Here is an 18,981-nt window from a genome sequence, read left to right on the forward strand (position 1 = left end):
TAGCGGATCAGCCGCAGGGTGCGGTATTTCTGTCCGCACCCGTGACGTTCGCAAGGAGTTTCTGTGTCGTCGGTCATCGTGGGACGCACGGGTCCCTTCGCCGGTCAGAGCGTGGTTCTGGGTAGCGCTCCGCTGCGATTCGGACGCAAGAGCGACAACGACGTGGTCATCGTCAGTGTCAGCGCCTCCCGTCTGCACACCGAGATCGTGGCGGAGGACGGCGCGTTCGTCCTCTACGACCGCAGCAAGAACGGCACCTTCGTCAACGACCAGCCCGTCACCCGTCACGTGCTCGTGCCCGGCGACTCCATACGCATCGGCGACGAGACCTTCCTGTTCGAGACGCAGGAGGCCGTGGAGACGGTCATGGATCTCTCCCAGCTCGACCTGCCCCGTGCCAATGCCTCGGCGAACCCGGGCCAGCTGCGGGTCACGGTGAGCGGTGGAGGCCCGGTCGGCCTCGCCTTCGCCCTGCTGCTGGAGAACGCCCTGCCGGGGAAGGCATCCATCACGGTCTACGACGGCCGGTGGATCAGAAACGGCTCCACCGTGGTCTGGAAGGACGAGACCCACGGCAACTTCCGGCGCCAGCAGGTTGTCACCGCCCAGAGCCGTCAGTACCTCGCGCTCACCGAGGAGATGCAGTCGGCGCTGTTCGACACTGGCGGATTCTCCGAGATGTGGCCCCTGGGGCCGGACTCCGTGGAGGGGCGCCCGCCCCGCAACATCCGGATCGCCCGCATCGAGGACAAGCTGCTGGAACTGGCCAACGCCAAGTCCGCGATCCGCCTGGTGCCGAAGCGATTCGACCCCTCGGAGCAGCAGCACCGGCTCTCCCAGGAACACGTCCTGGTGATCTGCGAGGGCGGCGGGTCGCGTACCCGAGAGCACTTCAGGGACCGTTTCGGCGCGGCCGACTCCACGATCTACTCCCTCGACGGGGAGCACCTTCAGGACCTGGTGCTGGGACTGCGGGTCAAGTCCCAGCTCTCGGACCCCATGAGCGTCCTGCTGACCGTGGCGCAGAACCGGTTCCTGCTCAACTCGCTGCGCGGCGAGGGGTTCCTCAACATGAGGCTGACCCGCGAGGAGGCCGGCAACGTGATCGGCATCGACCCGGTCCGGCAGGTCTTCGAGGAGTGCGTGGCGGCGCGGCCCTGTCTGATGAGCCGCCACGAGGACAACGAGTTCGTCTGCCCGACCCATGGGACCCTGTTCCTGCCCGCCCTGCTGCGCGGCTCCCCGCTGTGGAAGCGGATCCTGGAGGGCCTGAGGCTGTTCGGCGTCGCCGAGGACGATCTCAGCGCCATCACCTCCTTCCGGCTGGACATGGTGCAGCGCCCCCGGTTCACGGCCCAGCTCAACCGCCCCACCGCCACGAGCCCGGGAACCTACGGCTTCCTGCTGGGCGACGCGGCCAACGCCATCCACTTCTGGCCCGGGCGCGGCCTCAACAGCGGCCTCGCCTCCGCTGTTTCCCTCTCCCGCTCCCTCAGCCGGGTCTGGCAGGGCCGTCCGTTGCGCGACGCCGACTTCATCCGGCACGAGGCAGCGATGTCCATGCTCCAGTACCGGCACAAGAGCCGGGCCTGGAACGCCATGGTCACCACCGACGAACGAGGCATGACCCGCGCCATCAAGGACATCATCGCCGGCAGCATGGAGGGGGACGGGGTCGTCGCCGAACCCGTCACCGAACGGTCCGATCTGGACCTCCTGCTGGACCGGATGCGCGGGATCCGCGAGCGCCTCGCTCCCCGCCTCCCCGGAATGCCCAGCGACGAGGAACTGCGCAGCCACCTGTCCACGGTCGCACCGTCGACCCTGCGGACCCTCCAGGAGAGCGGTGCCTGGGACACGCTGATCGTCGGCGGCGAGGAGGCCGACATCGACATCTTCTACCAGTCGGACGCCCCGGTCTTCGTCGGCCGCCCCATCGATCCGCGCATCATCGGCCAGGCGGCAGGACCGCGGGAGCCGGGGGCGCTCGACCCGGCGTGAGGTGGTTACCCCGTCCCTGAGGTCGATGGTTCGCATCCCCTCCCCGCTGCCGGACGAAGGGGCTCGGCACAGTCGGACCCTTCCGGTCCGGGGACACATCCGGGGACACATGGGGCCCGCCGGTCTCCCTGGGCATCGCGGAACGTGCGTTTCCCGGCGGCATCCGCACGGCTACTCGTCCCGCAACGCCTCGATGACCGGCGCGAACGCCTCCATGTACGGCTCGAGGACGGTCAGATACGAGAAGCCGTACCGCTCGCGCTGAGCCCGCACCTGCGCGGTGATCTGCTCCAGGGTGCCGATCAGGACGAGGGGCAGGTCGAGTGCCTGCTCCAGAGTCAGGTCCGGCACCCGGTCGACGAACGGCTGCACGACCGCCGCGCGGTCCTCCGTGACGGTCACCATCTGGAGGAGCAGATTCAGCTCGGCGGGCTCCTTGCGGCCCTCGGCCAGCCGCCGGTACAGGGACACGCGCTCGTCGAGTTCCGCGGGCGGGATCGGCAGCAGCTGCCCCGTCGTGGTGCCGGGCACCGCACGTGCGGCTGTGAAGGCCGCGATGTCCGCGTGCTCGGCGGTCAGCCGCATCATGCGGTCTCCGTTGCCGCCGATCATCAACGGCACCCGCTCCGCCGGGTCGAGCAGCCGATCCAAATCCTCGATCGTGTGCTGAAGGCGGTCCACACGCGCGCGTGGCGTTCCGTACGGCAGCCCGGCCGCGTCGTGCTCCGCCTGTACGTAGCCGGTGCCGAGCCCGAGTTCCAGGCGTCCGCCGGTCAACGCGTTCGTCGTCGCCACCTCGCGGGCGAGCAACGTCGGATTCCAGAAGCCCGCGTTGAGCACGAAGGTGCCCAGCCGGGGCCGTTCGGTGGCCTCGGCGGCCGCGACCAGCGCCGGGAACGGCGCGACCATGCCGAGGTGGTCCGGGACCAGGATCACGTCGTAGCCGAGCTCCTCTGCCCGGCGGCATCTGGTGCGCCACTCCGCGGCGGGCGCCGGGGTGATCAGACTGACGCCGAAGCGGAACGGGCGCGGCATGAACTCTCCTCAGCCGAAAGCGACTTGAGCGACTTGAGTGCGTGCCGCGATTCCATCACTCGTGTGCGATGGCCGCCAGCACATTCATGCGGGACGCACGCAACGCCGGCAACAGCGCCGCCACCACGCCCACGACCGCCGAGCCGATCACCACCGCGATGAGCGTGCTCCATGGGATCGCGAAGGCCTGCATGCCCTGAAGCGCCAGAACCTGCTGTATGCACACGCCCCACACCAGCCCCAGCGCGAGCCCCAGGACCGCGCCGAACACCGCGATCACCACCGACTCCAGCCGGATCATGCGGCGCAGTTGGCGCCGCGCGAGCCCGATGGCCCGCAGCAGACCGATCTCGCGGGTCCGCTCGACGACCGACAGGGCAAGGGTGTTGACCACGCCGAGCACCGCGATGATGATCGCGAGCCCGAGCAGCGCGTACACGAGATAGAGCAGGACGGCGATCTGGTCGTGGATCAGCTCCTTGTAGTCGGCGATGTCCCGGACGTCCACCTGCGGATACGGCTCAAGGGTGTCCTCCAGGTTCGCACGCAGGTCGTCGGCGCTCGTGCCGGGGGAGGCGTTCACGTACACGGCCGAGTCCTGCCCGCCGGACGTGTACCGCTCCAGCGTGCCCATGCCGAAGTACAGCCCGCCCTGTGCCCCGAACCCCTCGGCGGCGTCCTGGTCGGTCAGCGCGCCCACCGTCAGGTCGGCCGTACGTCCGCCCTGGAATTCGACCCCGACCGTGCTGCCGACGCGCGCACCGTGGTCCCGCGCGAAGTCCAGGTCCATGGCGAGACGCCCGTCGGCCAGCGCGGCCGCCGAGTCCCCCTGCGCGTACGTGATGTTGGCGACGTCGTCGAGCTTCGGGTCGTAGCCCGCGGCGGCCGTCTCGACGCGGTCGCCGTCCGGGAGGGTGACCGCGACCGTCGGGAGCCGCGTCCGCACGACCAGGCCCACGCCCTCCGTGTCGCGCACCGCGTCGGTGACCTCCTGAGGGAAGGGCACGAAGTTGCTGTTCTGCACGACGAAGTCGGCGCCGAGGGTTTTGTCGATCTGCTCGTCGAACGACTTGGTCATCGAGGCGCTTGCCACCGACATCCCGCCGACCAGCGCGAGCCCGACCATCAGAGCGGCCGCGGTGGCCCCGGTACGGCGGGGGTTGCGCAGGGCGTTGCGCTGGCTCATCCGGCCGATCGAACCGAACAGCGCGGGGAATGCCCCGCCCAGGACGCGGATCACCGGCCGGACCAGAAGCGGGCCCGCGATGACCGTCGCGATGAGCGTCAGGACGACGCCGAGGCCGAGCAGGGAGGCCGCCGTCGACGTCTCCGACGAGGTGACACAGCCCACCAGCGCCGCCGCGCCCAGCGCCCCGACGACCGTGCCCACCACCGCGCGCATCCGCAGCGGCCGGCCCACGTCGGCGATCTCGGCGTCCGCGAGCGCCGCCATCGGCGACACGCCCGCCGCGCGCCGCGCCGGGAGATAGGCCGCCACGAAGGTGACGCCGAGGCCGACGACGTACGCCGAGACGGGTGTCGCCCAGCCGACGACCATGTCGGCGGACCTGATGTTCATGCCGAGCAGGCCCATCAGCTCGATGAGCCCGATGGCGAGCCCGATGCCCGTGGCGAGGCCCAGCGTGGAGCCGACCAGGCCGAGCAGCAGCGCCTCGGTGAGGACCGAGCGACGGACCTGGCGCCGTTCGGCGCCCAGCGCCCGCAGCAGCCCCAACTCGCGGGTGCGCTGCGCGATCAGCATCGAGAAGGTGTTGACGATCAGGAACACACCGACCAGGACGGCGATGCCGGCGAAGCCGAGCATCACGTACTTGATGACGTCGAGGAATCCGCCCAGCTGATCGACGTCCGACTCGGCCTGCTCGTCCGCGGTGCGCACGTCGTAGGGGTCGTTGGGGGTGACCTCGTCGGGGTCGGGGTCGATGCCGAGCGCGTCCGCCACACGCAGCTGGAGCTGCGTGTCGCTGACACCCTCGGCCGTGTCGAGCGAGATGCTCGTGGCCACCTGCGGTTCGCCCAGGAGCTTGGTCTGCGCGGTCTCCGTGTCGAAGAAGACCAGCGCGGCACCGGGGTTGGTGGTGGTGAACGTGGCGATACCGACCACCTCGGCCTTGAACGAGCCGGGTGCGGCGATGACGGTGAGCGTGTCCCCGATCGCCACGTCCTTGCTGTCGGCGGTGTCCGCGTCGATCAGGACCTGGTCCGGCCCCTCAGGAGCATGACCGGAGGTCAGCTCGACGGGGCTGCGCTCGGTCGGGTTCCAGGCGGTGCCGATCGTCGGGGCGCCGGTGGTCGGACCCACCGACTCGTTGTTCTCGTCGGCGACGGTGATGCCCTCCACGTCCACATCCGGACGCGCCGCCGCGACGCCGTCGACCTCGGCGAGGCGGTCGACGAGCGTGGTCGGCAGGGTCAGGGTCCGTCCCGAGGGGATGGCCTCGTCGAGGTTCTCCTTGGGGCTGACGGTGACATCGGCCGCGGTCGAGGCGAACAGCCGGTCGAAGGTACGGCTGACCGTGTCCGAGAAGATCAGGCTGCCCGCGACGAACGCCACGGAAAGGATCACGGCCAGCGCGGACAGCAGCAGCCGCCCCTTGTGGGCGAGGAAACTCCTCAGCGTCGCCTTCAGCACGTCGGTCAGTCCTCCTGGGCTGAGGGCTCGGCGTCGTCGTACTGGCTGCGGACCAGGTCGAAGCGTTTCATGCGCTCCAGCACCGCCTCCGCCGTCGGCTCCCGCATCTCGTCCACGATCCGTCCGTCTGCGAGGAACAGCACCAGGTCGGAGTGGGCGGCGGCGCCCGGATCGTGCGAGACCATGACGACCGTCTGTCCGAGGTCGTCGACCGCGTCCCGCAGAAAGCCCAGCACTTCGAGTCCGGCCCGCGAGTCGAGGTTGCCGGTCGGCTCGTCGGCGAAGATCAGCTCGGGGCGGGAGGCGAGTGCGCGGGCACAGGCCACGCGCTGCTGCTGGCCGCCGGACAGCTGCGACGGCCGGTGCTTCAGCCGGTCCCGCAGCCCGAGCGTGTCGATGACCTGGTCCAGCCACTTCTCGTCGGGCTTCTTGCCCGCGATGTCCATGGGCAGCGTGATGTTCTCGGCCGCGTTCAGTGTCGGGATGAGGTTGAACGACTGGAACATGAACCCGATCCGGTCCCGCCGCAGCCGGGTCAGCTCCCGCTCCTTCAGCCCCGTGATCTCGGTGTCGCCGAGCCACACCTGGCCCGCCGAGACGGTGTCGAGCCCCGCGAGGCAGTGCATCAGCGTGGACTTTCCGGAGCCGGAGGGCCCCATCACCGCCGTGAAGCGGCCGCGCGTGATGTCCACGTCCACCGAGTCGAGGGCGAGGACCGTCGTCTCGCCCGAACCGTACGCCTTGGTCAGACCGCGGGCGCGGGCCGCGATCGCGTCGGCCGAGACGTGCTCCGCAGCAGATGTGGACAACGCTGCCTCCTCGATTTCGGACATCGCGGCTTCCTTGCCGGGGCCGAGCCTAGTGTGATCCAGCGCACACTCGGTATCCCCCTTGGGTCCCGGTCGGTCTCCACCTATGGGATGAGCCCTTGCCGCCGCTAGCGTTTCGGCGCTAGCTTTGACGTATGGCGAAGACCCAGCTGAACGTACGCGTGGACGAAGGAACCGCCCGCGCGGCTCGCGAACGTGCCCTGGCCCGCGGCATGAGCGTCAACCGCTACATCGAAGAGCTGGTCAGACAGGACACCGGGGAGGTCGGCCACACCTTCGTGGAGGCCGCCGCCGACTTCATGAAGCAGTACGAGTCCGTGTTCGCCGACGAGTTCGGCCCGGACCGTGAAGGCACACGCGAAGGTCGCCGCTGATCCGTTGAGCCATCTCAGAATCGACCTCGCCTGGCTGCTCATGCTCGCCGAACAGAACACTCCCGGAGACCCCCAGGTCACCGACTGGGGCGCGCTCGTCGCCGCCGTCGCACGCCATGAGGCCGAGATATTCGACGTCCCCGTCTACGACACTCCGCAGGCCCGCGCCGCCTCGCTGCTGCAACTGCTGCTCCACGTGCCCGCGCTGGAGCGTTCCAACGCCCTGTTCGCCTCCGCGGTCGCGTACGCCTACCTCGTCGCCAGCGGCCTGAAGGTCGTCACCTCGCCCGAGCAGGTCCGCGACCTGGCCCGGCTGGTGAAGAGCGGCGAGGCCACAGTGCACGACATCGCGCAGGAACTGCGGCAGTGGAGCCTATGAGTCGACCGTAGGCCGCCACGCCGTGCCCAGCACGCAGTACGAGGGCGGCAGTGTCGGCCCCTTCTCCGGCATCATCACCCGCCGGTAGGGGCCGAGTTCGAAGCCGGCGGCGCGCAGCGCGGCGATGGGGTCCCGGGCCAGATGGCAGCCTCCGTTCAGCCGCGGCCACACCGTGCGGTCCAGTGCGCGCTGGGTGAAGCACATCGCCCGGCCGCCGCCCCTGCCGTGTTCGAAGAAGCGCACGGCACCGCCTGGCCGCAGCACCCGCCGCACCTCACCGAGAGCGCGCGGCACGTCCCGCACACTGCACAGCACCAGCGACAGCACCACCGCGTCGAAGGCCTCGCCCTTGACCGGCAGCGCCTCCGCCGCGCCCGGCACCACGTCCACGGGCACCTCGGCGCGCAGGGCGGACTCCACCGCCAACTGCCGCAGCATGCGCTCCGGTTCGATCGCCACGACCTCCGAGACCGCGCCCGGATAGTGCGCGAAGTTCAGGCCGTTGCCCGCGCCGATCTCGATCACCCGCCCGGAAAGCCCGGCCAGCAGCCGGTCGCGCACACCGCCCATGCCCATACGCGTCTCCGCGCTCACGCTGACACGGGCGTAGTACCGGGCGAACAACGGGTGGTGCACGGAATCCCGTGGCACCTTGCCGGAGCCGGTGGCGGACCGTTGCGGCATGGCGACCTCCTGAGCGGATGGATGGCCCTACCGCGATTGTCCCCACTTACGGACCCCGCGCACCCCCGCGGTTCGCGGGTCGTGGTCAGGAGATGGGGGTCTCCGTCAGGAGATGAAGTCCCGCACCTGCTCGTACACGCCGTGGTCGTTGTTCGTGTCGGTGTGCGAGATGCACCCGACCCCGACGTTCGTGGCGCCGCTCAGAAGCGCCGTGCTGTCCGGGTTCAGGGCCTCGTCGCAGTTCGACCAGTAGCTGGCGTACGACACGCTGCCCGGGGTCTCGTCGCCGGAGTTGAGCGAGGTCAGGAAGGAGCTGCCGGTGTTCATCTCGGCACACGAGGTGTACAGCCAGGCGCACCAGCCCGCGGTGCTCGTGCCGTGGTTCGTGCCGGCGACCGAGACGAAGTCGTCGACGTACGCCGTTCCGCCGAGGTTCTTGAGGTAGTAGCGGGAGCTGAGCACGCCCATGGAGTGGGTGACGATGTCGACCTTGGTGGCGCCGGTTCTCGCGAGGACGTTCCGGATCTCGGTGGCCAGCTGCTGCGCGGTGGTGGCGTTCGACTGGGACCAGCTGTACGACCAGGCGTCCAGCTCGGCGGAGGTGTAGCCGTCGGCCTCGAAGTAGCCGGCCCAGTCGTCCCAGCTGCTCGACGAACTGCTGAGGCCGTGCACGAAGACGACGGGGTCGTGGGTCGCGGCGTGAGCGGGGGTCGCGGACAGGGAGAGTGACAGAAGGAGCGATGAAGTCACGGCCGAAACGGCCGTGGCGATGCGACGCTTGTGGCGCTGCATGATGCCTCCTGAAACGTGTGGGGTTGTCAGGAGTGTCGGCCGGGTCTACGCGCGCCGCATCGGCGAAATCGCCGGTCTTTACGGTTGAACTAACCCGCCAGTAACGTCAATTGCGTGGTGACTCCGGTGAACCCCCCACCTCTTGACCGCACTTCGCCACATCAGCACCCGGACACGTGGCGACAACTGGCCCCCACGCTCCCCGAAGGCGTCCGTGTGCGCCTGCTGCATTCCGTCTACGGCGATCCGCGCGCGGCCGCCGAGGCGGTACCGCGGCTCACCGCACGGCAGTCCGCCGGCCTCGACCCACTGCCGACCGAACCCGCCGAACTGGCCCCCGCGTTGCTGCGCGCGCACCGCGCGCAGATCCTGGCGCTGCCGGACGACACCCGGCTGCTGCTGCTCCTCGCCGCGGCCGACCAGCACCCGGTCCCCACGCATGCCTTCGTGCGCGCCGTCACCGCCGCCGGTCTCCGAACGCGGCCCCTGGAAGCGGCCGAGGTGGCCGGGATCGCCCACGCCACGGCGAGCGGCGTGGTGTTCCGGGACGTGTGGACGAGGATCGCCGCATACGAGACCGGGTCCCCGGCGGACCGGCGCGACGTCCACCGCCTCCTGGCGCGTGTGCTGCGCGGCGACGGCGAGACGGCCGGGCGCTCGTGGCACCGGGCGGCGGGCGCGCTGGGCCCGAGCGCCCGCCTCACCGCGGAGCTGACCGCGGCCGCGACGAGCGCTCACCGCACAGGCAGGCTCACCCTCGCCCGCGCCCTCGCCGAACGCGCCGCCGCACTCTCCCCCGACCCGCGCCGGCAGTCCCGGCTTCATGCCCACGCGGCGGCCTGCGCCTGGGAGTCGGGCGACACCGACCGCGCCCGCCGCCTGGCCGGGGCCCTCACCGACGACGCCCTGACCGGCGTCCTCGCCCTCCGCACCGGCAACGCGTCGGAGGCGTTCGACGCCCTGCTGACGGCGGCGGTACGGCAGACGGCGGGGGAGCGGGTCTCCGCACCCTTGAGCACTCCCGACTCCCTCGCCCACCTCCTCGCCCGCGCCACCGAAGCCGCCATCTACACCGGTGACCTGCGTCGGTGCCGGGAAGCGGTGCGGATGGCCGGGCGGTTGGGGTGCGCGGCGCCCGGGACGCTCGGGGGGCTGGCGGCAGCGGTGGAGGGGCGGTACGAGGACGCCCGGGATCTGCTGCGGGCGGCGGCCGGGCGGTGTGGTCCGGGCGGGGATCCGACCCTGCTCATCCACGCCGGGATCGCCGCCCTGCTGCTCGGTGACCACACCCTCGCCGTGACCGCCACCGTCCGCGCCGCCGCCTCCGCCCGGGCGCGGGGCGCGACCGTCACCGTGGCGCAGGCCATGGAGTTCCAGGTGTACGCGGACTTCTGGACCGGGCGCCCGCGGGCCGGCGAGGCAGCCGCGGCGGACGCCCTGTGGCAGGCGTACGCCACCGGCCAGGACAACGGAGCCTGCCATCTCCAGGCCGCCCTCGCCATGTTCGCGGCGATCACGGGTGACGCCGACGTCTGCCGTGAGCGCGCCGCGACCGTCCGGTCGTACGCCCTGGCCCGTGGCCTCGGCCTGCCCGCCGCCCTCGCCCAGTGGGCGCTTGCCTTCCTCGACCTCGGTCACGGCCGTTTCGCCGCCGCGGCGGCACGTCTGCGCGCCCTCGCCGGGTTCGGACCCGGCCACGGCCACCGGGCCATCCGGCACCTGGCCGCCCCGCACTACGTCGAGGCCGCCGTCCGTACCGGCGACACCCGGGTCGCCCGGGCGGCCCACGCCGACTACCACCGCTGGGCGAGCGTGGTACGCAGCCCCGACGACCTCGCCCTCAGCGCCCGCTGCCGGGCCCTGCTCGCGCCCGGCGCCGAAGCCGTGGAGCACTACCGCGCCGCCCTCGACCTGCACGCACACGGCACCCGGGACCTCGAACGAGCCCGCACGGAGCTGCTGTTCGGCAGCGCCCTGCGTCGGCTGCGCCACCGTACGGAGGCACGGGACCGGCTGCACAGCGCCCTTGAGGCGTTCGAGCACTTCGGGGCTCCGCACTGCGCGGCCCAGGCCCGCGCCGAACTCCGCGCACTCGGCACCCCCGCCCCACCCGCACGCGGTGCTCCCGACGACCCGACGGGCCGTCTCACCGCCCAGCAGTTGGTGGTCGCCCGAATGGCCGCCGAGGGAGCCACCAACCGCGAGATAGCCGTCCGCCTAGCCCTCAGCCCACGCACGATCGACCACCACCTGCGAGGCGTCTTCACCCGCCTGGGCATCCGCTCCCGCATCGAACTGGTACGGCTGCTCGGCGATGGCGGCCCCACCTGACCCGGCTCACCCATGTGGCCGGTCATTTGATCATCGTCCGAATGTCATTGCGGTGCGTGGCGACCCTTGGGCCATACGCTGCTCTCCGTATGTGCGTGAATACGCTGCGCCACAACGGCTCGCTAGAGGAACGACGAAGGGTGTAGCCATGACAGATCCAGGCCGCCGGGCACGGCACCCGGCCCGGTTCGCTCTGTTCTCGCTCGCCGCTTCGGCCGCGCTGCTGGCGGCCGGCCTGCCGCAGCCGGCGCCTGCGGCCGCGGTACCGTCCACGCCCTCCGCGGCCATGGACGACGTCGATGCCAGTGCCCCGGCCGACGTCACCACGTTCTCCACGGGATGGCAGACGCCCTGGGAGATCAAGTTCATGCCGGACGGACGCTCGGCGCTGGTGACCGAGCGGCTCACCTACCAGGTCTACCGCCTCGGCCGCGACGGCAAGAAGACGCGCGTCGGCGAAGTACCGAAGACAGTTCCCGAGCCTTATGACGACGGCCCCGGCGGCCTGCTGGGTGTCACTCCTTCGCCGACCTGGAACGGCAAGAAGGACAAGCAGGTGTTCTTCGTGCACACCACGAAGACCAAGACCGAGGTCGTCCGGATGGACTACGACGGCAAGTCGCTCCGCAACTACAAGGTGCTGCTCGGCGGAATCAAACGGATCGGGAATCACAACGGCGGTCAGATCGCCTTCGGACCCGACGGATACCTCTACGTCTCGACCGGTGACGCCTACACACCGAAGCTCGCGCAGGACAAGAAGTCGCTCAACGGCAAGATTCTCCGGCTCACCAAGACCGGCGCCGCGGCCCCCGGCAACCCGTTCGGCAGCCGCGTCTACAGCTATGGCCATCGCAATCCGGAGGGCCTGGCCTGGGACCGCAACGGTCGCCTGTGGGCGGTCGAAGTCGGCGACAGCACATGGGACGAACTCAACCTGATCAAGCCGGGCGCCAACTACGGCTGGCCCACCTGTGAGGGCGCCTGTGATGTCAAGGGCATGGTCACCCCGAGGGCCGTCTTCGCCCCGGAGTGGGGCGTGCCCTCCCAACTCGTCGTCGTACGCAACGTCCTGTACGTGTCGTCGCTGCGCGGCCAGCGGCTGTGGCGCATTGCTATCGACGGCGACAGCGACTTCGTCGGCAAGCCGAGCGATTTCTACTCCCAGCAGTTCGGCCGCTTGCGTGCCATCGCCAAGGTGCCCGGCAAGGACGAACTGTGGCTCGGCACCACTGATGCCGGATACGGCAAGGACAAGATCCTCCGCGTGTCCATCAAGTGACCCCACCCGGAAATCAGTCAGAGAGGACGTACCACCCATGAACGAAGCCACGGAACAGCTCAAGCCGGTCGAGCCGGTCTCCCCGCAGGAGTCGGACGGCGCCACCTGGCAGGCACCCGCCTACCAGGTCGTCGACACCGCACTCGAAGTCACCGCCTACTCCCTCAGTTCCCGCTGACCGACACCATGCTGCTGCTGGTACTCGGCACCGCCGCGGGCGGCGGCATCCCACAGTGGAACTGCGCGTGCCCCGGGTGTTCCGGGGCGCGCGCGGATCCGCGTCGACGCCGCCGCCACGCCTCCCTCGCCGTACGCACCGACGACGGCCGCTGGTACATCGTCAACGCGACCCCCGACATCGGCGACCAGATCGAAGGCCGGCCCGAACTCCACCCTGGGCCCGGCGCCCGCCAGACACCCGTCGCCGGACTGGTCCTCACCGACGCCGAACTCGACCACACCCTGGGCATCGCCCGCCTGCGCGAGGCCGACAGCGTCGAGGTGATCGCCGCGGCCCCGGTCCGAGAGGCGCTCCTGGACCGCCTCCACCTCGGCGACGTACTGGCGCCGTACACCGCAATGACCTGGCGGGAGCTGCCGCGGCACGGCGCCGAACCGCTGGCCCCCGGCAGATCGGGCCTTCAGATCAGCGGCATCCCGGTGTCGGGCAAGCGTCCGCGGTACGCCGCCGACGCCCCGGACGACGACGCATGGGTCGTCGCCCTGCGCCTGTACGACCCCGCCTCCGGCGCGACCGCGCTCTACGCCCCGGCCCTGGCCGCCTGGCCGGACCGCCTCCAGCAGGCAGCCGCCGAGGCCGACTGCGTGATCGTGGACGGCACCTTCTGGGACGACGAGGAGCCCCGCCGCACGGGCATCTCCGAACGCACCGCCACCGGCATGGGCCATCTGCCCGTCGAGGGACCGGACGGAACCGCCGAACGCCTCGCAGGTCTCTCCGCCCGGTGCCTCTACACGCACCTCAACAACACCAACCCCCTCGTCGACCCGGCCGCGCCCCAGCACAAGCAGCTCGCACGGCTGGGCATCGAGGTGGCGTACGACGGGATGGTGATCGAGCCGTGAACACCGCAGCGGTGAACACAGCAGCAGTGAACACAGCAGCCGTGAAGACGGCACCCGCCCCGCTCGCGGAGCCCTGGAGCCCCGCGGAGTTCGAGGCTCGACTGCGCGCTGTGGGGGAGGAGCGCTACCACGACACCCATCCCTTCAACCTCCGTATGCACAGCGGCGATCTCAGCAGGGACGCGCTCCGCGGCTGGATCGTCAACCGCTTCCACTACCAGCGCCACATCCCCGTCAAGGACGCCCTGATCACCGCCAAGCTGGACACCCCCGCGCTGCGCCGGACGTGGCTGCGCCGCATCCAGGACCACGACGGGCAGCAGGACGGCGAGGGCGGCATCGAGCGGTGGCTGCGGCTCGGTGAAGCGGCCGGACTGGACCGTGAGACGCTGCTCGGCGCCGGCAGTGTGCTGCCGGGCGTACGGCTGGCGGTCGACGGATACGTCAACTTCTGCCGACTGCGTCCGGCCCTCGAAGCCGTCGCCGCGTCGCTGACCGAACTCTCGGCCCCGGACCTGATGCGCACCCGCATCGAGGCATTCGAACGCCACTACCCGTGGATCGAACCCGATGGCCTCGCCTACTTCCGTACCCGTGTCTCGCAGGGCCGGCGCGACAGCGGCGAGGCACTCGACCTCGTGCTCGGCTGGGCCCGTACCCGGGACGACCAGGAGCGGGCAGTGGCTGCGCTGCGCTTCAAGTGCGACGTCCTGTGGTCACTGCTCGACGCCGTGGACCAGGCAGGCCGACGGGGGCAGGTGTGACGGCGCCGGTGACCGACTGGCGGCCCGTGCTGGCGCCCGCCATCGTCCTGCGCCACGACCGCGCACGCGATGCGGACCTGCTGCTACTTCCCGAACGCGTCGTCGTGCTGAGGGGCGGGGCCGGAACGGTCGTCGGCCTGTGCGACGGCATCCGCAGCGTGCGCGACATCGTCGACGAACTGGCCCAACGCTTCCCCGGCGCCCCCGTGGCCATCGACGTCCCCGCCTTTCTCGAACGGCTGCGTAATGAGGGCTGGCTGCGATGACCACCACGCCCGCCCGCCCCTGGGCCCTGCTGGCCGAACTCACCCATGCCTGCCCGCTCCACTGCGGGTACTGCTCCAACCCGCTGGAGCTGACGCGGCGTTCGCGCGAGCTGACCACCGAGCAGTGGACGGACGTGATGCGTCAGGCGGGCGAGTTCGGCGTGGTCCACACTCATCTCTCGGGCGGTGAGCCGCTGCTGCGCCGGGACCTGGTGCAGATCGTCGCCGCCGCCGAGGCCGCCGGGATCTACACCCAGCTGGTCACCAGCGGCGTGGGCCTGGACCGGGCCCGGCTGTCCGAGCTCGCCGCCGCCGGGCTGCGCAGCGTCCAGCTGTCCGTCCAGCACGCCGACCCGCACGCCTCCGACCGAATCGCCGGACGCCGGTCCTTCACCGAGAAGGAACAGGCCGCGGCGCTGGTACGGGCCGCCGGCCTCCCCCTGGGGCTCAACGTCGTCCTGCACCGCGAGAACCTGGACGCCGTCGACGCCCTCATCGAGCTGGGCGTGTCCTGGGGCGTGGACCGTATCGAACTGGCCAACGCGCAGTTCTACGGCTGGGGTCTGCTCAACCGCGCCGCGCTGCTTCCCACGCGCGACCAGCTCGCCCGGGCACGGGATACCGTCGAGCGGCGGCGTACGGAGTTCACACCTGACGGCCCCGACCTGGTCTGGGTCGTCCCCGACTACTTCGACGGTGTGGCCAAGCCGTGCATGGGCGGGTGGGGCGCGGTCTCCCTCACGGTCACCCCCGACGGCACCGTCCTGCCCTGTCCGGCCGCGGCCTCGCTGCCGGGTCTTGACCCGCCGAACATCCGTGACAGTTCGATCGCCTGGATCTGGGATCACTCCCCGGTGTTCAGCCGCTACCGCGGGACCGACTGGATGGCCGACCCCTGCCGCAGCTGTTCCCGCCGCGAGGAGGACTTCGGCGGCTGCCGCTGCCAGGCATACGCACTCACCGGGGACGCCACCCGCACGGATCCCGCATGCCGGCTCTCCCCCGACCACGCACTGGTCCGGACGCTGGCCGACGACAGCACGGACGAGAGACCGCCGATCAGGCTGCGGGCACCGGGGCGGCCGGAGAAGACCGGCACGCTGTCCTGAAAAGTGCCGCGATGGGCCGTCGGTCGTCTGCGGGTCCGTCGTGGCTGGTCGCGCCCACCCGGCGGTAGCCGGAAATCGATCGGGGCCCCGCGCCCCTTCGGGGCGCTGCGCTTAGGGCGCCTCCCGCACCCGGAACGCCTCCGCGTCCCACGCACCGTCCAGCCGCGGTGCCAGCCAAGTCGGCGCCGCCGTACGGAAGTCGGTGGGTTCGAGCGCCCCCGCCCCGGCGGGCAGCGCCCCGAGCAGCGGTGCGTCGGCGACGATCGGCAGGTCCGCGAGATTGCAACGGGACGCCAGATCGGGCGACATGGGCCAGCTGCCGATGACGATCCCCGCCAAGTCGAGCCGACGGGACCGGATTTCGCGCGCCGTCAGTTCGGTCGTGTTCAGCGTGCCCAGTCCCGCCGAGGCCACGACCAGCACCGGCGCCGCCAGCAGCCGCGCCGCGTCCGCCAGTGTGCCGCCCGCGGGGTCGAAGCGTACGAGGAGTCCGCCCGCTCCCTCCACCAGCACCAGGTCGTGCTCGGCGGCCAGCTTGGCGGCGGCCTCGGCGATGTCGTGCGGGTGGACCGGAGCGCGTCCGGCCCGGCGCGCCGCCGTCGCCGGTGCCAACGGGTCCGGATAGCGGGCGAGTTCGACCGCCGTCACGGCTCCCGCGAGCCGCGTGACCTCGTCGGCGTCCCCGCGCTCGTCCGGTCGTACGCCCGTCTGCGCGGCCTTGAGGACGGCCACCGACGCTCCGGCCGCGAGCGCGACGGCGGCGACGGCGGCCGTCGTGACGGTCTTGCCGACCTCCGTGCCCGTGCCCGTGATCACCAGGACCGGCATGTCATCCCTCCCGCGCCGCAGCGCACACCGCGCGCGCGATCCGTGCCACGTCCGCGTCGCCGGTGACGTACGGCGGCATCGTGTACACGAGGTCGCGGAACGGCCGCAGCCACACGCCCTCGCGCACGGCCGCCGCCGTGGCCGCCTTCATGTCCACCGCGTGGTCGAGCTGGACCACCCCGATGGCGCCGAGGACCCGTACGTCCCGCACGCCCGGCATGTTCAGCGCGGGAGCCAGCCCGTCCCGCAGCCCGGCCTCGATCCGCTTGACCTCCGCGAGCCAGTCCTGCCCGAGCAGCAGCTCGATCGAGGCGCAGGCGACCGACGCGGCCAGCGGGTTGCCCATGAAGGTCGGGCCGTGAGCCAGCACCGGTACCTCGCCGCGCGAGATGCCCTCGGCCACCCGCGAGGTGCACAGAGTCGCCGCCATCGTCAGATAGCCGCCGGTCAGCGCCTTGCCGACGCACATCACATCGGGCGTCACCGCCGCGTGCTCCGCCGCGAACAGCGCGCCCGTCCGCCCGAACCCGGTCGCGATCTCGTCGAACACCAGCAGCACGCCGTACGCGTCGCACGCCTCGCGCAGCACCCGCAGATAGGCGGGGGAGTGGAACCGCATCCCGCCCGCGCCCTGCACCACCGGCTCGACGATCACCGCGGCGAGGTCGTCGGCGTGCCGCTCGATCAGCGCGCGCAGCTGGTCGGCGTACGACTCGTCGTACTCCGTCGGCGGCGCGTCGGTGAACACCTGCCGTGGGAGGACGCCGGTCCACAGCTCGTGCATCCCGCCCTCGGGGTCGCACACCGACATCGGCTGCCAGGTGTCGCCGTGATAGCCGCCGCGCCAGGTCAGCAGGCGTTGTTTCGCCGGGCGGCCCAGCGAACGCCAGTACTGGAGGCACATCTTGACCGCGACCTCGACCGACACCGACCCGGAGTCGGCGAGGAAGACATGCTCCAGACCCTCGGGCGACATGTCGACAAGGTGCTTCGCCAGGCGTACGGCGGGCTCGTGGGTGAGCCCGCCGAACATCACGTGGCTCATCCTGCCGAGCTGCTCGCGCGCGGCCTCGTTGAGCACCGGGTGGTTGTAGCCGTGGATGGCCGACCACCAGGACGACATGCCGTCGACCAGTTCACCCGAGCCGTCCGAGAGTTTGAGCCGCACCCCGCTCGCCGACTCCACGACAAGCGGCTCCACCAGGCCCGGCATGGGCCCGTACGGATGCCAGACGTGCCGCCGGTCCAGGTCCAGCAGCTCGGGGACGGTCAGGTCAGGCATTGGGCGCGAGGTCCGTTCCGGCGCCCCGGCGGCGTACGGCGACGAGGTCCGTACGGGCCTCGTTGACCTGAGGCCCTTCGGCTGCGGATCCACACACTCCGCCGCCCTCGTGACACCCGCCGGCCGCGCGGTGCTCCGGCAGCGTCACCTGATCCGTGCTCTCGACCTCGAAGCCGGCGTCCGCGATCATGTCCAGGTCGGCCTGGCCCGCCTGGCCCTCGGTGGTCAGATAGTCGCCGAGGAAGATCGAGTTGGCCAGGTGCAGCGCAAGGGGCTGCATCGTGCGCAGATGGACCTCACGGCCGCCCGCGATCCGTACCTCGACGTCCGGGCAGACGAACCGCACCATCGCCAGGATCCGCAGGCAACGCTGCGGGGTGAGGTGCCACTCCTTGGCAAGGGGGGTGCCCTCGACGGGGATCAGGAAGTTGACCGGAACCGAGTCCGGGTCCAGCTCGCGCAGCGAGAAGACGACGTCGATCAGATCCTCGTCCGACTCGCCCATGCCGGCGATCAGGCCCGAGCAGGCGGACAGTCCGGCCGCGTGTGCCTTCTGCACGGTGTCGACGCGGTCGGCGTAGGTGTGGGTGGTGGTGATGTCGCCGTATGTCGCCTCGGAGGTGTTGAGGTTGTGGTTGTAGGCGTCGGCGCCGGCCTCGCGCAGCCGCTCGGCCTGGCCGTCGGAGAGCAGACCGAGGCAGGCGCACACCTCGACGCCGTCGTTCTGCTCCTTGATCGCCTTGATGGTGCCCGCGACCCGGTCCACGTCCCGGTCGGTCGGCCCGCGGCCGGACGCCACCAGGCAGACCCGCTTGGCGCCCCCGGCGAGCCCCGCGGCCGCAGCCCGGGAGGCCTCGTCGGGCTTGAGCCAGGTGTACTTCAGGATCCCGGTCGTCGAGCCCAGCCGCTGGGAGCAGTAGGAGCAGTCCTCCGGGCACAGGCCGGACTTGAGATTGACGAGATAGTTGAGTTTCACCCGTCGGCCGAACCACTGCCGGCGTACCTTGCCGGCCGCGGCCACCACATCGAGCAGGTCGTCATCGGAGGTGGCGAGGACGGCCAGGGCTTCCTCGCGGGTCGGCGGCTCGCGCCGAAGCCCCTTGTCCACCAGCGTGTTCAGCAGGTCCATGAGGTCCGATCCTGTCCTACGGGACCGTCCCGGGCCAAGGAGGGATTGAACAACAGAGCCGGATGGACGTGTGGGCCTTGCCACACAGTGGGTGGCTGGTCGGGCGACTACTGTCTGTGCACTGCCTACAAAAGTCTGCCTACAAAAGCTCCGGAG

At 70.9% G+C, this 18,981-nt stretch carries 18 protein-coding genes; 10 read left to right on the forward strand and 8 right to left on the reverse strand.

Features of this window, described 5'->3' with window-relative positions; all coding sequences use genetic code 11:
- The first annotated feature begins 63 nt into the window (after positions 1-63).
- Positions 64-2,001 (forward strand): FHA domain-containing protein, encoded by a 1,938-nt coding sequence (locus KCH87_RS12245; protein WP_210586036.1) that lies wholly within the window; start codon positions 64-66, stop codon positions 1,999-2,001.
- 171 nt (positions 2,002-2,172) lie between these two features.
- Here KCH87_RS12245 and KCH87_RS12250 read toward each other — a convergent pair whose 3' ends face one another.
- The 3 genes from KCH87_RS12250 to KCH87_RS12260 are packed head-to-tail and all read right to left on the reverse strand — an operon-like array spanning position 2,173 to position 6,522.
- Positions 2,173-3,036 (reverse strand): LLM class F420-dependent oxidoreductase, encoded by an 864-nt coding sequence (locus KCH87_RS12250; RefSeq protein ID WP_210586037.1) that lies wholly within the window; start codon positions 3,034-3,036, stop codon positions 2,173-2,175.
- A 55-nt stretch (positions 3,037-3,091) separates the two neighbouring features.
- Positions 3,092-5,689, reverse strand: a complete 2,598-nt coding sequence (locus KCH87_RS12255) for an ABC transporter permease (RefSeq protein ID WP_210586038.1) — start codon at positions 5,687-5,689, stop codon at positions 3,092-3,094.
- A gap of 5 nt (positions 5,690-5,694) precedes the next feature.
- Positions 5,695-6,522, reverse strand: coding sequence for an ABC transporter ATP-binding protein (locus KCH87_RS12260; protein ID WP_210586039.1), 828 nt, complete (start codon positions 6,520-6,522; stop codon positions 5,695-5,697).
- Positions 6,523-6,653: 131 nt separating this feature from the next.
- On the opposite strand from KCH87_RS12260, the gene KCH87_RS12265 reads away from it, so the two are divergent.
- Together KCH87_RS12265 and KCH87_RS12270 are read left to right on the forward strand one after the other, a co-directional pair.
- Entirely contained in the window at positions 6,654-6,893 is a 240-nt protein-coding gene (locus tag KCH87_RS12265) for a toxin-antitoxin system HicB family antitoxin (protein WP_210586040.1), read from the forward strand.
- A gap of 4 nt (positions 6,894-6,897) precedes the next feature.
- Positions 6,898-7,272 (forward strand): fic family toxin-antitoxin system, toxin component, encoded by a 375-nt coding sequence (locus KCH87_RS12270; protein WP_210586041.1) that lies wholly within the window; start codon positions 6,898-6,900, stop codon positions 7,270-7,272.
- Here the strand turns inward: KCH87_RS12270 and KCH87_RS12275 are convergent.
- Complete coding sequence (locus KCH87_RS12275; protein WP_210586042.1) at positions 7,267-7,956, reverse strand: class I SAM-dependent methyltransferase; 690 nt, start codon at positions 7,954-7,956, stop codon at positions 7,267-7,269. The genes KCH87_RS12270 and KCH87_RS12275 overlap by 6 nt on opposite strands.
- Positions 7,957-8,061: 105 nt before the next feature.
- Positions 8,062-8,748, reverse strand: coding sequence for a triacylglycerol lipase (locus KCH87_RS12280; RefSeq protein ID WP_210586043.1), 687 nt, complete (start codon positions 8,746-8,748; stop codon positions 8,062-8,064).
- Positions 8,749-8,862: 114 nt separating this feature from the next.
- Here KCH87_RS12280 and KCH87_RS12285 point away from each other — a divergent pair, with 114 nt between their 5' ends.
- From KCH87_RS12285 to pqqE, 7 genes are all read left to right on the forward strand, one after another.
- Positions 8,863-11,079, forward strand: coding sequence for a helix-turn-helix transcriptional regulator (locus KCH87_RS12285; RefSeq protein WP_210586044.1), 2,217 nt, complete (start codon positions 8,863-8,865; stop codon positions 11,077-11,079).
- A 148-nt stretch (positions 11,080-11,227) separates the two neighbouring features.
- A complete protein-coding gene (locus KCH87_RS12290; protein WP_210586045.1) occupies positions 11,228-12,361 on the forward strand; it encodes a sorbosone dehydrogenase family protein in 1,134 nt (377 codons plus the stop codon).
- 37 nt (positions 12,362-12,398) lie between these two features.
- Complete coding sequence (gene pqqA / locus KCH87_RS12295; RefSeq protein WP_210586046.1) at positions 12,399-12,539, forward strand: pyrroloquinoline quinone precursor peptide PqqA; 141 nt, start codon at positions 12,399-12,401, stop codon at positions 12,537-12,539.
- Between the two features lie 8 nt (positions 12,540-12,547).
- Positions 12,548-13,447: a pyrroloquinoline quinone biosynthesis protein PqqB gene (pqqB, locus tag KCH87_RS12300; protein WP_210586047.1), complete on the forward strand. Its 900-nt coding sequence runs from the start codon at positions 12,548-12,550 to the stop codon at positions 13,445-13,447.
- A 26-nt stretch (positions 13,448-13,473) separates the two neighbouring features.
- Entirely contained in the window at positions 13,474-14,211 is a 738-nt protein-coding gene (gene pqqC, locus KCH87_RS12305; RefSeq protein ID WP_374198996.1) for a pyrroloquinoline-quinone synthase PqqC, read from the forward strand.
- 8 nt (positions 14,212-14,219) lie between these two features.
- Complete coding sequence (pqqD, locus tag KCH87_RS12310; RefSeq protein WP_308298817.1) at positions 14,220-14,477, forward strand: pyrroloquinoline quinone biosynthesis peptide chaperone PqqD; 258 nt, start codon at positions 14,220-14,222, stop codon at positions 14,475-14,477.
- Entirely contained in the window at positions 14,474-15,586 is a 1,113-nt protein-coding gene (pqqE, locus tag KCH87_RS12315; RefSeq protein ID WP_210586049.1) for a pyrroloquinoline quinone biosynthesis protein PqqE, read from the forward strand. The genes pqqD and pqqE overlap by 4 nt, the downstream gene beginning before the upstream one ends.
- Positions 15,587-15,697: 111 nt before the next feature.
- Here the strand turns inward: pqqE and bioD are convergent, their stop codons facing one another.
- The 3 genes from bioD to bioB are packed head-to-tail and all read right to left on the reverse strand — an operon-like array spanning position 15,698 to position 18,825.
- The gene (gene bioD / locus KCH87_RS12320) at positions 15,698-16,414 is read right to left on the reverse strand and encodes a dethiobiotin synthase (protein WP_210586050.1); all 717 of its coding nucleotides are present in this window, start codon (positions 16,412-16,414) and stop codon (positions 15,698-15,700) included.
- Position 16,415: 1 nt separating this feature from the next.
- On the reverse strand, positions 16,416-17,696 hold the full coding sequence (locus KCH87_RS12325; protein ID WP_210586051.1) for an adenosylmethionine--8-amino-7-oxononanoate transaminase: 1,281 nt from the start codon (positions 17,694-17,696) through the stop codon (positions 16,416-16,418).
- Entirely contained in the window at positions 17,689-18,825 is a 1,137-nt protein-coding gene (bioB, locus tag KCH87_RS12330; protein WP_210586052.1) for a biotin synthase BioB, read from the reverse strand. The genes KCH87_RS12325 and bioB overlap by 8 nt, the downstream gene beginning before the upstream one ends.
- Positions 18,826-18,981 lie beyond the last annotated feature (156 nt).

Origin of the sequence: Streptomyces sp. GESEQ-35 (assembly GCF_017948485.1) — a bacterium.
In the GTDB taxonomy this organism is placed as follows: Bacteria; Actinomycetota; Actinomycetes; order Streptomycetales; family Streptomycetaceae; genus Streptomyces.

Excerpts from the sequence above, each read along its gene's own strand:
- KCH87_RS12265 (WP_210586040.1), top strand. The coding sequence starts at position 6,654 with ATGGCGAAGACCCAGCTGAACGTACGCGTGGACGAAGGAACCGCCCGC.
- pqqA (WP_210586046.1), top strand. The coding sequence starts at position 12,399 with ATGAACGAAGCCACGGAACAGCTCAAGCCGGTCGAGCCGGTCTCCCCG.
- KCH87_RS12290 (WP_210586045.1), top strand. The coding sequence starts at position 11,228 with ATGACAGATCCAGGCCGCCGGGCACGGCACCCGGCCCGGTTCGCTCTG.
- pqqE (WP_210586049.1), top strand. The coding sequence starts at position 14,474 with ATGACCACCACGCCCGCCCGCCCCTGGGCCCTGCTGGCCGAACTCACC.
- KCH87_RS12260 (WP_210586039.1), bottom strand. The coding sequence starts at position 6,522 with ATGTCCGAAATCGAGGAGGCAGCGTTGTCCACATCTGCTGCGGAGCAC.
- pqqB (WP_210586047.1), top strand. The coding sequence starts at position 12,548 with ATGCTGCTGCTGGTACTCGGCACCGCCGCGGGCGGCGGCATCCCACAG.
- KCH87_RS12325 (WP_210586051.1), bottom strand. The coding sequence starts at position 17,696 with ATGCCTGACCTGACCGTCCCCGAGCTGCTGGACCTGGACCGGCGGCAC.
- KCH87_RS12250 (WP_210586037.1), bottom strand. The coding sequence starts at position 3,036 with ATGCCGCGCCCGTTCCGCTTCGGCGTCAGTCTGATCACCCCGGCGCCC.
- bioD (WP_210586050.1), bottom strand. The coding sequence starts at position 16,414 with ATGCCGGTCCTGGTGATCACGGGCACGGGCACGGAGGTCGGCAAGACC.
- KCH87_RS12275 (WP_210586042.1), bottom strand. The coding sequence starts at position 7,956 with ATGCCGCAACGGTCCGCCACCGGCTCCGGCAAGGTGCCACGGGATTCC.
- KCH87_RS12280 (WP_210586043.1), bottom strand. The coding sequence starts at position 8,748 with ATGCAGCGCCACAAGCGTCGCATCGCCACGGCCGTTTCGGCCGTGACT.
- bioB (WP_210586052.1), bottom strand. The coding sequence starts at position 18,825 with ATGGACCTGCTGAACACGCTGGTGGACAAGGGGCTTCGGCGCGAGCCG.